Origin of the sequence: Brooklawnia cerclae (assembly GCF_011758645.1) — a bacterium.
Classification (GTDB): Bacteria; Actinomycetota; Actinomycetes; order Propionibacteriales; family Propionibacteriaceae; genus Brooklawnia; species Brooklawnia cerclae.
In genome coordinates this window covers 165,647-179,706 of sequence record NZ_JAAMOZ010000004.1, presented here as the reverse complement: position 1 = coordinate 179,706, position 14,060 = coordinate 165,647, and the positions used below count along the sequence as shown (strand labels likewise).

General features: G+C 69.8%; 9 protein-coding genes. 1 reads left to right on the top strand and 8 read right to left on the bottom strand.

The annotated features are described in order from the left end of the window. Positions 1-21: 21 nt before the first annotated feature. Positions 22-1,122, bottom strand: coding sequence for a thioredoxin-disulfide reductase (trxB, locus tag FB473_RS16620; RefSeq protein WP_167171590.1), 1,101 nt, complete (start codon positions 1,120-1,122; stop codon positions 22-24). 283 nt (positions 1,123-1,405) lie between these two features. After that, positions 1,406-2,131 carry a histidine phosphatase family protein gene (locus FB473_RS16615; protein WP_167171587.1) on the bottom strand — a complete coding sequence of 242 codons (726 nt, stop codon included), beginning with the start codon at positions 2,129-2,131 and terminating at the stop codon, positions 1,406-1,408. A gap of 139 nt (positions 2,132-2,270) precedes the next feature. Between FB473_RS16615 and FB473_RS16610 the strand changes: the two genes are divergently transcribed. Next, the gene (locus tag FB473_RS16610; protein ID WP_208390881.1) at positions 2,271-4,007 is read left to right on the top strand and encodes a glycerol-3-phosphate dehydrogenase/oxidase; all 1,737 of its coding nucleotides are present in this window, start codon (positions 2,271-2,273) and stop codon (positions 4,005-4,007) included. A 141-nt stretch (positions 4,008-4,148) separates the two neighbouring features. On the opposite strand, the gene FB473_RS16605 is transcribed toward FB473_RS16610, so the two are convergent. The 6 genes from FB473_RS16605 to FB473_RS16580 form a co-directional block, all read right to left on the bottom strand. Continuing rightward, the gene (locus FB473_RS16605) at positions 4,149-6,002 is read right to left on the bottom strand and encodes a protein kinase family protein (protein WP_167171581.1); all 1,854 of its coding nucleotides are present in this window, start codon (positions 6,000-6,002) and stop codon (positions 4,149-4,151) included. 69 nt (positions 6,003-6,071) lie between these two features. Beyond that, on the bottom strand, positions 6,072-8,111 hold the full coding sequence (locus FB473_RS16600) for a DUF6049 family protein (RefSeq protein ID WP_167171578.1): 2,040 nt from the start codon (positions 8,109-8,111) through the stop codon (positions 6,072-6,074). 43 nt (positions 8,112-8,154) lie between these two features. Continuing rightward, positions 8,155-9,645 carry an MFS transporter gene (locus FB473_RS16595; RefSeq protein WP_167171575.1) on the bottom strand — a complete coding sequence of 497 codons (1,491 nt, stop codon included), beginning with the start codon at positions 9,643-9,645 and terminating at the stop codon, positions 8,155-8,157. Between the two features lie 33 nt (positions 9,646-9,678). Next, entirely contained in the window at positions 9,679-11,190 is a 1,512-nt protein-coding gene (locus tag FB473_RS16590) for a CCA tRNA nucleotidyltransferase (RefSeq protein ID WP_376837158.1), read from the bottom strand. A gap of 298 nt (positions 11,191-11,488) precedes the next feature. Beyond that, positions 11,489-12,217: an ECF transporter S component gene (locus tag FB473_RS16585; RefSeq protein ID WP_243864087.1), complete on the bottom strand. Its 729-nt coding sequence runs from the start codon at positions 12,215-12,217 to the stop codon at positions 11,489-11,491. Between the two features lie 143 nt (positions 12,218-12,360). Further along, complete coding sequence (locus tag FB473_RS16580; RefSeq protein WP_167171565.1) at positions 12,361-14,037, bottom strand: ABC transporter ATP-binding protein; 1,677 nt, start codon at positions 14,035-14,037, stop codon at positions 12,361-12,363. Positions 14,038-14,060 lie beyond the last annotated feature (23 nt).

Sequence of the window (14,060 nt, the reverse complement as noted above, 5' to 3'; positions counted from 1 at the left end):
CCGGTGTGACAATCCTGCGGATCAGGACGCGGTGGCGGCGGTCTTGAGGCGCCCGATGACGGGCACCTCCACCGCGGGGGCCGCGTCGTCCAGTTCGGCGAGGTAGCGCTCGGCGTCCAGGGCCGCCTTGCACCCCGAGCCGGCCGCGGTGACGGCCTGCCGGTAGGTGTGGTCGACGAGATCGCCGGCGGCGAAGACGCCGGGAAGGTTCGTCCGGGTGGTGTCGGGTTGCACCAGCACGTAGCCGGCCTCGTCGACGTCCACCTGGCCGACGACCAGCTCGGAACGCGGCACGTGCCCGATTGCCTCGAACAGGCCGTCGACCGGGATCGTCCGGGTCTGTCCCGTCGTGGTGTCGCGGAGCGTGAGCTCCTTCAGCGTGGGATCGCCGTCCATGTCGACGATCTCGCTGTTCCATGCGAGCTTGATCTTGGGGTTGCTGCGAACCCTGTCGACCATGATCTTCGAGGCCCTCAGCTCATCGCGCCGATGGATGAGGGTCACCTCGGAGGCGAAGCGGGTGAGGAAGGTGGCCTCCTCGGCGGCGGAGTCGCCGCCCCCGACGACGGCGATCGGCTTGTTGCGGTAGAAGAAGCCGTCGCAGGTCGCGCACCAGCTCACGCCCTTGCCCGAGTACCTCTCCTCGTCCGCGATGCCGAGCCTGCGGTAGCCGGAGCCCATCGCGAGGATCACGGTCCGGGCACGGTAGATGTTGCCGGACGAGTCCTCGACGGTCTTGATGTCGCCGGTGAGGTCGAGCCGCACCGCGTCGTCCGCGATGAGCTCCGCCCCGAAACGCTCGGCCTGCTCGCGCATCTTGGCCATCAGATCGGGCCCGAGCACCGACTCGGGGAAGCCCGGGAAGTTCTCGACGTCGGTCGTGGTCATCAGGGCTCCGCCCGCGGTCACCGACCCCTCCAGGACGATCGGCCGCAGTTCGGCGCGGCCGGTGTAGATGGCCGCGGTGTACCCGGTGGGTCCACTGCCCACGATGATGACCTCGCGGACCTCCCCGGCCTCGTCGGACGCCGATTCGGCCACAGGCACGTGATCTGCGCCGGTGGACGGCACCGACAGGCCGGCCAGGTTGCCGCCGGCGGTGGCGAACGGGTTGGTCGTCATGACGTGACCTCTCTGGAGAAGACGTGCGGTCGACTGTGCGACCGTTGCGGACGAACAACGCCGCAGCTGTGCCTGCTATTCCATCATGCCGCCCGCGGCGGCGGGTCTTCGACCCGGCAGCGGCGTCCGTATTCGACCGGTTTCTAAATGAATCTTGCAGAATTACTAGAGATGGGAATACTACGCGATCGAACCCCGGCCTGCCCACTCGCCCAGGGTTTCGTCCCGCAGGTTCGCCCCGGCTCTCGTGCCGGTACCGAACTCGACGAGGCGACCGGCGACCTCAGCTGGAGATCTCGTCCGGTGCCAGGTGGCGGCAGTTGTTGTGCCACTCCAGCACCCGTTCCACCGAACCGCCGTTGTGGGCGACCTCGGTGACCGGCACGGGCTGCTCGAAGTCGATGAGCACCGTTCCGGTGTTGTTGAGGCTGAACCAGGGCTCGGCGAGCCCTCCCGGGGCGTCGAAGCCGATCGCGGCGCGAATCAGGTGCTGGCTGATCCACTCGTGGCACACGAGGCCCACCAAGACGTCCTGACCGAGGTGCCTGTGCTTGAGGTCATCGATGACGCGGGCCCCACGCCGCGCGCGGGCGGCGTCGTCCTCCCCGTCGCCGCGGTACCAGCCCTGCTCGCCGGCTCCTTCGGGCAGGTTCAGCCGCGAGGTGATGCCGTGTAGCACGCTCGCGGGCGATCCTGGATGCGGCTTCGGATGCAGCGGCGAGCCCTCGTAGGGGCCGCCGCACTCGTAGGCCTCCAGATGGCCCGCCACCGGGACGTCGAGAGCCTCGGCCAGCACAGCAGCGGTCTGCACCGCCCGAACCATCAGCGACGAGTACAGCACCGCGGGAGCGGGCTGCACGCCGGTCCTCATCGCCTCCGCCAGGCGTGCCGCCTGCCGCTGTCCCAGATCGGTCAGCACAGGATCGGGGGATCGTCCGACGAAAGAGCCTGTGGTCTCCTGCAGAAGGTTGTTGGAGGACTGTCCGTGGCGGATGATCAGCAGCTTCACGGGCCCCATCTTGGCATGCCCGGCCAATGCCGCTCGCACCCGACGGCGGAGCGGAAGACTCGTTCGATAGTGCCTCTGAGAGCCCCGCGCCTAGAGTGGGGGCAACATCTGCCGGATGGTCGCGGGGGGATCAGGCTTCATGGGTAACAGATTGAATCCCGAGCAGCGTCAGCAGCATCTCGCGGCGCTCGCCGAGGAGGAGTTCGACGTCGTGGTCATCGGGGGCGGCGTGACCGGGGCCGGTATCGCCCTCGACGCGGCGTCGCGCGGGCTGAGAACGGCGATCGTCGAGGCGCAGGACTGGGCGTCCGGCACGTCGAGCCGGTCGAGCCGGCTGGTTCACGGTGGTCTGCGCTACCTCTACCAGCTCGATTTCAGACTCGTGGCCGAGGCGCTGCACGAACGCGGGCTGCTGCTCAACACGCTGGCCCCGCATCTGGTCAAGGCCCAGCCCTTCCTGTGGCCGCTCAAGACCCCGGTGGTCGAGCGCACGTACTCCGCGGTGGGCGTCGGCATGTACGACGCCCTGTCGTTCGTCCAGACCGGGCGCAGCGTCCCACCACAGCGGCACCGCACCCGCGAAGGCGCCGTCGAGCGGTTCCCGGACATAAAGGCCGACTCCCTCGTGGGAGCGATCGAGTTCTACGACGCACGCGTGGACGACGCGCGCCTGGTGCTCACGCTGGTGCGCACGGCCCTCGAGTACGGGGCGCGGGCGGTCAGCCGCACCAAGGTGGTGTCGATCACGCGCGGGCCGAGCACCCGGGTCACCGGACTGGTCGTGCGAGACCTCGAGACCGGCGATGAGACCGCGGTGCGCACGAAGGGGATCATCAACGCCACCGGCGTGTGGACCGAGCAGACGCAGGCACTGGCCGCCCCCGAGGCCGGGCTCCAGGTGCTGGCGTCCAAGGGCATTCACATCGTCGTGCCGCGCGATCGCATCCGCGCGCAGACCGGCATCTTCCTGCGCACGGAGAAATCGGTGCTGTTCATCATTCCCTGGCAGTACTACTGGGTGATCGGCACCACCGACACCGCCTGGCACGAGCAGCGCGAACATCCCGTGGCCACCAGTGAGGACATCGACTACGTGCTGGAGCAGGCCAACCAGGTGCTCGCCAAGCCGCTGACGAGGGACGATATCCGCGGCACCTACGCCGGCCTGCGGCCGCTGCTGCAACCGCACCGCAGTTCCGGCGCGAAGACGACCAAGGTGAGTCGCGAGCACAGCGTCACCAGGGTCGCGCCGGGCATGGTCGCGATCGCCGGTGGCAAGCTGACCACCTACCGGGTGATGGCACGCGACGCGGTGGACTTCCTGCTCGGCAAGCACGAGGCGCGCAAGCGCCCCAGCATCACCGACCACACCCCGCTGCTGGGTGCGCAGGGGTTGGAGGCGATGGCGAACCAGTCCGACCGCATCGGAGGCATCTACGGCTGGAACAGGACCGTCATGACTCACCTGCTCGACCGCTACGGCAGCGAGTTGCCCGAGCTTCTGGAACTCGTGGACGACGACCCGGGCCTCGCGGCGCCGCTGGGAGCCGCTCCCGAGTACCTCCGCGTCGAGGTGGCCCGTGCTTGCGTGGCCGAGGGTGCCCAGCACCTGGAGGACATCCTGGTGCAGCGGGTACGGCTCAACTCGGAATACCGCGATCGCGGCGCCGAGGCCGTCGACGAGGTGCTCGAGATCGCGGCGCCGTTGCTCGACTGGGACGCCGAGCGATGTACACACGAGCGGGAGAACTACCTGGCGCGGGTGGCCGCCGAACTCGCGGCGGAAGAGGAGCCGGACGACCGGTCGGCCTCGCAGGCACGCATGCAGGCGTCCGACATCGTTCCCACCGACCTGGCAGGGCCGATCGAGGGCTGAAGCTGGGCGGTTGGTGGTGGTCGTTTCGACGGGCTCAACGACCGTGATCCGCGCCGCCTCCGGTCCCTGAGCCTGTCTCCCGGTCCCTGAGCCTGTCGAAGGGACTCGAACCAACCAGCAGATCCGGCTGGACGCACCGGCTCAGTCGTTCACGGTGACCTCGGCGATGCCCGACCGGTACTGGGCGCTGGCCACCGCGGGCAGCCCGGTGAAGTAGACCATCACCCAGCGGGTCTCGACGGGTGAGTCGGGCGTGAGCGTCGTGTCGGTGCCGGCGGCGGCATCGGAGGCGATCACCTCCCACTGATCCACGGTGTCCATCGGAGGCTGGTCGGCGTCGGCCTCAGCGGGCACCATCAGCTGCAACTGGCTGGGCTCGTTGGCGAGCACGAGCGAGACGTGGGACACCAGGGTCGGCTCGCCCAGGTCGAGGACGATCCCCGCGCCGGGCTTGAGCCCGCCGAAGGCCGGGTTGTTGTAGTAGGTCAGTGTGTGCCAGACCGTCGACGGGTCGCCGTCGACCGCCAGCGGCACGTCCTCGGCGTTCTCGTTGGCGTCCCCGCCGTCGGCGGTCGGATCGAAGTCGAACGCGTCCACGATGGCGACATCGGTCGGCACGGTGGTGCTCGAGGCCTGCTCGGTGGGGGCGACCGATGAGTCGTCCTGCTGCGCACAGCCGCGTACCTGGAGGACGACCAGCGAGATCACGACGAAAGCGGCCAGGACGAGCAGCCAGCGCCGACCCAGCGTCCCGGCACTCACCTTCTGGGGGCGCTGCCGAGGGGGAGCGGGCACGGGTGTGGGTCGGTCCGCGTAGGGATCGGCCGCGGGGCGGCTCGCGTACGGGTCGGTGCCGGGGCGGTTCGTGTAGGGGTTCGACGCGGACGCGGGCATCGCGCCGTATCTGCCCTGCCCCGGGGTGCCGGGGCCTGCGTCGTCCGGCGGCACCGCCGCCATGGCCGCGGTCGGAATGTCGTCCATCGACACCACGTGGGTGTTCTGGAGGTTCTGCGTGGGACGGTCGTCCTCGTCCGCGCCGGGGAGGACGGCCGGTGGCAGAGGTGAGGGCACCTCGCCGTTGTGGGTGAGAACCAGATGCTCGAGCGACTCCTCGGCGTCCAACCGGTCGACGACGCTGTCGAGCGCGTCCACCAGGTCGTCCGCCGTGCGCAGACTCGGCCCGGCGATGCCCAGGCCCGGACGGAGGGCCGCCATGGCCACCGACGAGACCTGTGGGTCGACCGAGCGTTCCAGTTCGTTCGGAGCGGGCCACATCTGTTCGTTCGGCCCGCCGGGCATGGGGGGAAGGCCCAGCAGCGGTGCCGGTGGCAGCCCCCAGTGGACGCGCTGAGGTTCGGTCGGCGGCACCGGCCAGCGAGCCGTGAGACACGCGTACAACAGTGCCCCGAGCCCGCGCATGTCGATCGCCTCGCGCTTCACCCAGTCCAGTTCGCTCTCCCCGGCCTCGGGACGCAGCGCCGCGTCCACGAGGAGGCCGACGATCTTGACGTTGCCGTTGCCGGTGATGATCACCGAATCGGGGCTGATGCGTAGGTGGAACAGGCCGCGAGCGTGCAGCGGCGCCAATGCCTGGGCGACCTGCGAGACGATGAACGCCGCCTGAGGCGTGCTCAGGTGGCCGTCCGTCAGGAGTTGCTGCACGGAATCACCGATCGCGTACTCGCAGACGACGAACGACCAGGGTTCCTGTCCGTGGGCCTCCAGGGCGTCCAGCACGCGCAGGAACCGGGAGTCGGTCACCGTGGCGGCCTCGCGGGCGGCCTGGAACACCGTCCCCAGCCGGGGATCCTCGGGTTCCAGGAGGTGGATGAGCACGGGCCGGGACAGCACCTGGTCGATGGCGCGCCAGGTCATGACGTTTCGGCTGTGGGCGAGCAGGGCGTCCAACCGGTATCGACCACTGAGGATCAATCCCGCCGACACCTGCGATAGTTCGAGCCGACCAGTGGGATCGGTGGCGTACGAATCGCCCAAGTCCCCGCTCCCTTCTGCTGTTTCCGCTGCTCAAGTCTGCCGTACGACGCTGTGCGATGTGCCCGGGGGTCAGGCCTGCCTGCGTTCGCGGCGGACCTGGCGGATACGCAGAGCCGTCGCGATGAGCAGCACCGCACCCGACCCCACGATAATGAGCCAGGCAACCCGCCCGGCCTCGGTGCCGGTGATCACGAAGGCCGCCTGCGAGCCGACGGGGTGACCGCCCTCGGTGACCAGTTGGGCCGTGATCGCGACCTTACCGTTGCCCGAGGTGCGGGGGCTGACACGCACGGTGGCGGATTCCCCGGGCTCCACCTCGACCAGGTCGGAATCGGCCACCGAGATCCGCAACGGGTTCTCCGACTCGAAGTGCACCTTGACGGTCACCGGTTCGTCGGTGGTGTTGATCACGGTGACCGGAAGCTGGTTGTCGTCCTCGGAGGTGGTGACCCAGTCGCTGACGTGCACCTGGATCGCGTCCGACCGCAGGACGGTGGTGGGGCCCGCCATGCGATCCAGCCAGGCGACCTGGGCGTCCTCGTCGCGGCCGAACACACCCGACCACGCGGTCGCCGTCATGACGTTCAGCCGGTGCTCGGAGTCGTCGTCGGCCCGCAGTTCGCCCCAGGCGGCGACCGCCTCGGCGACCGCGTCCGTGCGCGAGGCCAGGGTCCCGGTCTCCGGCACGGTGCTGACGGGCTCGAGTTCGAGGTCGGTGGTCACGGCATCGGAGCCGGTCAGCTCGGCGAGCCCGACGCGGTTGCGCCACGACACGGTCTCGGCTTCGAGCGCCGCCTGTGCGCTCGTGGTCACCACGGACACGGCCACCGAGCCCTCTTTCGCGGTGACGAGTTGTTGCGCGAGCAGACGTCCTCGCACCTGAGCGGGGGTCGTCGCGTCGTCACCGGGTCCGCCGTCGGCGATGTCAGCGGCCACCGAGACCACCCGGAGACCGTCGCGGGTGTGGAGGACGCCGTCGTCCCCGGTGGCGTTGCCCGCCAGCACCAGCGTGGGATCGAGCTGTTTCAGCGCGTCGAGCGTGGCGGTGTCGACTTCGTAGTCGGTGGGGACGACGACGAGCGGCAACCCGGCCAGGGGATGATCGGCGGTGAGAGCGGCGGCGGCACGGAGGAGGACGTCGGTGCGGCCCGCGCTCACGGCTGCGGTCACGTCGGGCGAGCCGTAGAGGCCGCGGTAGAGGGTGCCGTCGTCCTGCAGAGCCTGGAGCCGGGCGAGCCAGGCGGCCGCGAGCGCGGATTCCTGCGGAGTCCCGTCACGTAGCGTCCCGTCGGGCAACTGGACGCGGAAGCCCGCGGCGAGCGCCGTGACCTCGTCGAAGAGCGCGGGATCGATCACAGTGGTGACTCCCGGCTGCTCGGCAAGGCGCATCAGGTCGGAGAGCCGATTGGCCAGTTCGCCGAGCAGCGAGGCGTCCACGAAGGTGGCCGGTTCGCTGCCGGTGCTGTCCAGCGGGAGCAGGGTGGGGCGGCTCGCCAGCACGACGACGGTGGACACCGACACGGTCGTGTCGTCCGGATAGGCCATGAGGGCCGCGGAACGGCCCAGCAGTTGGTACCCGCCGACCGATGCCGTCCCGAAGACCTCGACGCCCACCTGGTAGGCCGCCCCCGAGGGTGTGAGCCAGAGCGACTCGTCCGCGTTCGGATCGAGCGAAGCCTGCACGGTGAAGTCCGCGGACTCCCCGTCGGCGAGCGTCCCGCCGTCGGCGACCAGCACGCGGGCGCCGTCCGACTCCATCGTGGCGCCGAGCGGCTGGGTGTCGCTGAGCGCCCGGTCGAGGCTCGCCTCGTCGTCGATGGGCGTGGCATCGCGCCACAGTCGCACCTCTGCGCCGGTGATCGGGGCTCCGGAGGTGTTGGTGATGCGCCCCTCGACCACGAGATCACCGCTGGAGGTCAGCACGGTCGGAGTGACCGACGTCAACTCGACGCGGAGGTAGGTGGACTCGTCCGCGCTCGCGGCAGGCGTCCCATACGGTATGACAAGGCATAACAGCGCCATGACGAGACCGGCGAGCAGCGGGCGCCGGGCTCGGCGGGCCAGGGGACGCCCTCGCCGCCGCGTCGCGTGCATCCCGGTCCTGTCCACCGGACAATGGTAGGGCTTCGCCGCCCGTTCGCTCATCCGGTCGTCATGCCGCTTCGGGAGGCGGCCCTGGATCACCCAGGGTTCGCAGGTCGAACAGCGCCCACCCGAAGGCCAGGACGAGGACGACGGCGATGACGGCGAAGGCCCCCATGAACCCCTGGGACCAGCTGACGGCGGTGAGGCTGAAGAACACGGCGGTGATCATCGCGTTGCCCAGCGCGGTGCCGATGCGCTCGGCCACCTGCTTGACGGCTCCAGCCGTTCCCGCGATGGGGGCAGGGATGTGCTGCTGGCTCAAGGTCTGGGTGCTGGAGTTGACCGTGCCCACGCCCCAGCCGCACAGCACCAGGGGCAACGTGAGCCAGCGATAGTCGAGACCACCGTGTGCGGGATCGGTGAACCAGCCCATGACGATGCAGGCGAGGATTCCGACGATGTAGATGACGAAGGCGGTGACCACGGTGCGGCGCCCGTTGTACAGCACTCGTTCGCCGCTCCACATCGACGACAGCGCCGATGCGATGGCGTTGGGCACACCCAGCAGGCCCACGCCGAGCGCGGAGGCTCCGATCCCCGACTGCAGGTAGAGGGCGAGGATGACGAAGATCGACGTGCCCCCGATGAACTGGGTGCCGGACACGGCCATGCCGTGGGTGAACGAGCGGTACTCGAAGAGGGACAGATCGACCATGGGCTCGCGGCCGATCCGGGCGTAGCGGCGCTCCCAGGCCGCCCATGCCGCCAGCAGCCCGATACCGGCCGGGATGAGCAGGAACGAGATCGCCTGCTTGAGCATGAAGGGCGCCATGACGCACAACACGGCCAGCGACAGCAGTGCCATACCCACGGGGTCGAGGTCGATGTGGGTGGACACCTTCCTGCCCTCGGCCCGGGCGATCCGTCGCTCCCGCTCCTGCCCGAAGGGGAGCCAGCGGAAGGCGAGCACCACCGCGGCGATACCGAACGGCACGTTCCAGAAGAACGAGACCCGCCAGCCGAGATCGGGGCCGAAGGCACCGATGGACAGGCCGGTGAGCAGCGGGGCCACGGCTACGGACACCGAGACCGTCATGCCGAACATGGCGAACGCACGCGCACGACGGTGCCCGTCGAAGTACTGCACGATCATGCCGTTGACCTGCGGCGACGCGATGCCCGCGCCCACCCCTTGCACGACGCGGGCCGCGTTGAGCGTCATCGGGTCGTGGGAGAGCGCACATGCCAGTGAGGCGAGGGTGAAGACCGAGACCCCGATGACGAAGCAGGTGCTGCGTCCCATCACGTCGCCGACGCGCCCGGCGGCCACCAGGACGATGCCGAAGGCGAGCGCGTAGCCCGACAGCATCCACTGCAGGTCGGCCGGGCTGGCGCCGATGGTCTCCTCGATGGTCGGCAGGGCCACGTTGATGGCCGAGATGGCCATCAACGTCATGGCCAACAGGCTCAACAGGACGATGAGGATGAGCCGGCGGTAGTACACCCGGTCGGTTCCGGGCACGCGGATGGGGCCGCTCTGGGGGAGTTCGTCGGTCATCGGGGTCCTAGTCGTGCGGGTCGGGGTCGGTGGTCACTCGGTGCGATGCTCCGAGGCCCACCAACTGAGCAACTCGTCCCTGGCACGATCGGGGCCGAGGGGTCCGGCGTCCATACGGCGGTCGAGCAGGAACTGGTAGGCACGGCCGACGTCCCTGCCGGGGCCGATGCCGAGGATCCGCATGATCTCGTTGCCGTCGAGGTCGGGCCGGATAGCGTCCAGTTCCTCCTGCTTGGCAAGCTCGTCGATGCGGAACTCCAGCTCATCGTAGGCGCGGCGCAGTCGTTCGGCCTTGCGGATGTTCCGTGTCGTGCAGTCGCTCCTGGTGAGGATGTGGAGATGTTCGAGTTGGTCGCCGGCGTCCTTCACGTACCGGCGGACGGCCGAGTCGGTCCATCCGCTGGACAGACCGCCGGAGGAACCCTCCGCGTAGCCGTGGAAACGCAGGTGCAGGGCGATCAACTGCGTGACCGCCGAGATGACGTCCTTCGGATACCGCAGGGCGGTCAGGCGCTTGCGAGCGAGCCTGGCACCGACGACATCGTGGTGGTGGAACGTCACCTTGCCGTTCTCCAGGGCCCGGGTGGCGGGCTTGCCGATGTCGTGCAGCAGCGCCGCTAGACGGACGACGAGGTCCGACCGATGGTGGGGGTTGGGCTTGCCGTCGACGAGGTCCCGTCGCTTCTCGAGCTCGATGGCCTGCTCCAGCACGGTCAGCGAATGCTCGTAGACGTCCTTGTGACGCATGTGTTCGTCTCGTTCCAACCGCATGGCGGGCAGTTCGGGCAGGACGAAGTCGGCCAGGGTGGAGTCGACCAGGATGTTGAGCCCGGCGCGCGGGGAGTCGGTGAGCAGCAGCTTGCTCAGTTCGTCGCGGACGCGTTCGGCGCTGATGATCTGTATGCGCTGGGCCATCGCCGGCAGTGCCGCAGCGGTCTGCGGGGCCAGCTCGAAACCGAGCTGGGACGCGAAGCGTGCGGCCCGCATCATGCGCAGCGGGTCGTCACCGAAGCTCACCTCCGGGGACGAGGGCGTGCGCAGCAGCCGGGCGTCGAGATCGTCCAGCCCGCCGTGCGGATCGACGAACCGCCAGGTGCCGGGGTCGCCGCCGCTGACGTCGAGGGCCATCGCGTTGACCGTGAAGTCGCGCCGGATCAGGTCGTCGGTCACGGTGTCGCCGAACGCCACGTCGGGTTTGCGTGAGTCGGAGCGGTAACTGTCGGCACGGAAGGTGGTGATCTCGATCAGCCACGAGCGCCCGGACGCGTCGTCCGCCTTCGCGCTGATGGTCCCGAAGTCCTTGCCCACGTCCCACACGTTGTCGGTGAGGCGGCGCAGCAGCCGTTCGGTCTCGTCGGGGCGGGCCGAGGTGGTGAAGTCGAGGTCGTTGCCCAGGCGGCCCAGCAACGCGTCGCGCACGGAGCCCCCGACGAGATAGAGCTCGTGGCCGGCGTTGGCGAAGCCTCGCCCCAGCCGTCCGACGACCTCGCTGGCCGGCAGCAGGGTCGCGAGCACGGTCGATCGGTCGTGGCTGACGTTTGGCACAGCGAACAAGTCTACAAGTGAACGCGGCCCGGACGATCGAACCATCGCCCGGGGCCGCCGGGCGGAGGCCCACCAGGACGGTCGCCGGACCGGGCGAGGCGGGGAGCATGTCTTGGGCTCAAGGGCGATCGGCGTGCGCGGACGTCACCTTGTCGCCCTGCGAGGAGGCCCTGGCACCCTGTTAGGCACAAGAGAATCTGACGCCCGTTGCCGGTATGGATGCCGTGATGGGCAAATTATCGAACTGGCGTCAGATTCTCTTGTGCCGGATGCAGTAACAAGCCGAACTGGCGGTCGATCAGCCGAAGGCCGCACGCCGCGAGGCACGGCGCAGCACACGCAGCACGGGTGACCCGAGCACCACGACGAGCACGATGTTGGTGATCGCTCGCCCGGCGTTCCAGCCCATGCCCGTGACGAGGTTGACGACGAAGAACCGACGCAGGTTCTCCAGCGGGCCGGCCGCCGGATCGAACCCGGCGCCGCCCTGGCCCACGGCGAACGGCCAGTAGGCGAAGTCCATGGCGATGCCGAAGACGAACGACCAGACGGCGCCGTGCACCGCCAGCAGGGCGATCTCCCCGGCCCCGCGCGGGCGCCGGGGGAGCAGCCCCGAGCCCAGCCCGACGAACCCGGTGGCGAGCATCTGATAGGGCAGCCATGGCCCGACGTACCCGGTGATGAGCGCCGACGCGAACAGCGTCGTGTTGCCCAGGACGAACCCGAATCCGGGCCCGAAAACGCGCCCGGCGAGGATGACGAGGAAGAACACGGTCTCCACGCCCGCGGTCCCCGCTCCGAGGGGGCGGGCGAACGCGCCCAGGGCGGTGAGGACGCCCAGCATGGCGAGGGCCTTGATGTCCAACTGCCCGTTGGAGATCTGGACGAGCACGAGCGCGATCAGCAGCGGCAGGATCGCGCCGATGACGATCGGGGCGAGCGAGGTGTAGGACAGGGCGGCGTCCGGGCGCAGGAACAGCGGCCAGGTGAACGCGACGACACCGGCGACCGCGGCCGTGACGAGCATGATCGCCGAAGCGGCCCCGAGGGGGACGACGGCGGCCGCCGCCCGGGGCCGGATCGTCCCGGGGTGGGACGGTGGAGGAGCGCCGGGCTCGGGGCGATCCGGCCGTCCGGAACCGGTGCCGTGGGGTGCGACAGCTGTGGCACTCATCGCAGCGTCCCTTCGGTCGTTCGCCGAACCTCGCTCGCGGAGGCGGGACTCCCGCCGGAGGCCTGGCCGTCGGTGCGTTCCACCTCGTCGGGTGTCAGCAGCGAGCGCGGATGGAAGATCTTGGCCATCTGTGGCGAAAAGCTCGGCGACGAGGTGAGCACCGCGCGCGTCGGCCCGTCGGCCACCACGTCCGCGTCGGCCATCACGATCGTCCGCTGGGTGGAGGCGGCGGCGAACTCGACGTCGTGGGTGCTGATGACCACGCAGGTGCCATCGGCCGCCACACCTGTGATCAGGCGCGTGAGCTCGGCCTTCATCGCGTAGTCGAGGCCGCGGGTGGGCTCGTCCAGTAGCAGGGCCGCGGGGTGGCTCGCCAACTGGATCGCCAGGACGAGTGCCAGGCGCTGTCCCTCGGACAGGTCGCGCGGGTGACGGTCGCCGGGCAGATCGGCGCCGAGTCGGGTCAGGATCGCGCGCGTCGTGCCGTGCGGAGCCCCGGACTCGAGGTCGGCCTGTGCGCACTCGGCGTCCACCGTGGGCAGGTAGAGCAGGTCGGAGGCCGTCTGGGGGACGAGCGTCACCAGGCGTCCCACCTCGTCGGCGGGCAATGTACGGGGGTCGACGCCGCCGATCTCGACGGTTCCGGAGCTGGCGACCGCGCCCTGGATCGCCCACAGCAGGGACGACTTGCCCGCGCCGTTGCGTCCCATGAGGGCGGTGACGGTTCCGCCCACGAGGGCGAGTGAGACCGAGTCGACGGCCACCACCTCGCCGTAGCGGACGCGCAACCGGTCGGTTCGCACGACCGTCGGGGTGTCGGGCAGGGGCGGATCCGGAGGGGCCGGGGCCACCACGATGCGCTCGGCCTGCACACGGCGGCGCGCGTCGCGGACGCTGCCGGGCACCCGATCCCAGCCGAGACGGCGGGCGAGCGCCGACAGGGGTGGGACGACGTCGCAGCGCGCCAGCACCTCGGCGGTCGGCCCGACGTCGACCGTGCCGTCGCCGGGCAGCCAGGCGACCTGGTCGGCCACCTGGGTGACGCGTTCGAGGCGGTGCTCGGCCAGGACGACGGTCAGGCCGACCTCGTGCACGAGCGTGGTGATCGCCGAGAGCACATCCTGCGCGGCCGTCGGGTCGAGGGCGGAGGTGGGCTCGTCGAGGACGACGACCCGTGGCTGCGCGGCGAGGACGGCCGCGATGGCTACTCGCTGCTGCTGCCCGCCGGACAGGTCGAGCAGGGGCCGCCGCCGGAGGTCGGCGATGCCCATGAGGTCGAGGGTCTCCTCGACACGCTTGCGCATGGCCTGCGGGCTCAGGCCGAGTTGCTCCATGCCGTAGGCGATCTCGTCCTCCACCTGGTCGGTGACGAAACCCAGCAACGGGTTCTGCCCGACGGAACCGACGACGTCGGCGAGGTCGCGGGGCCTGTTGAGCCTGGTGGGGCGGCCCGCCACGCGCACCTCGCCGGTGAGCCGCCCCCCGGTGAAATGCGGCACGAGTCCGTTGATCGCACCGAGCAACGTCGACTTTCCCGTGCCGGTGCGTCCCACGACAAGCACGAGGTCGCCCTCGGGGATTCTCAGGCTCACGTTCCGCAGCACGGGCGGCGCGTAGGAGTTCGGGTCCTCCCCCGAGGCGTAGCTGATGGTCACGTCGTCGAAGTCGATCATCGGGAGACCTCCGGGGTCCGTGG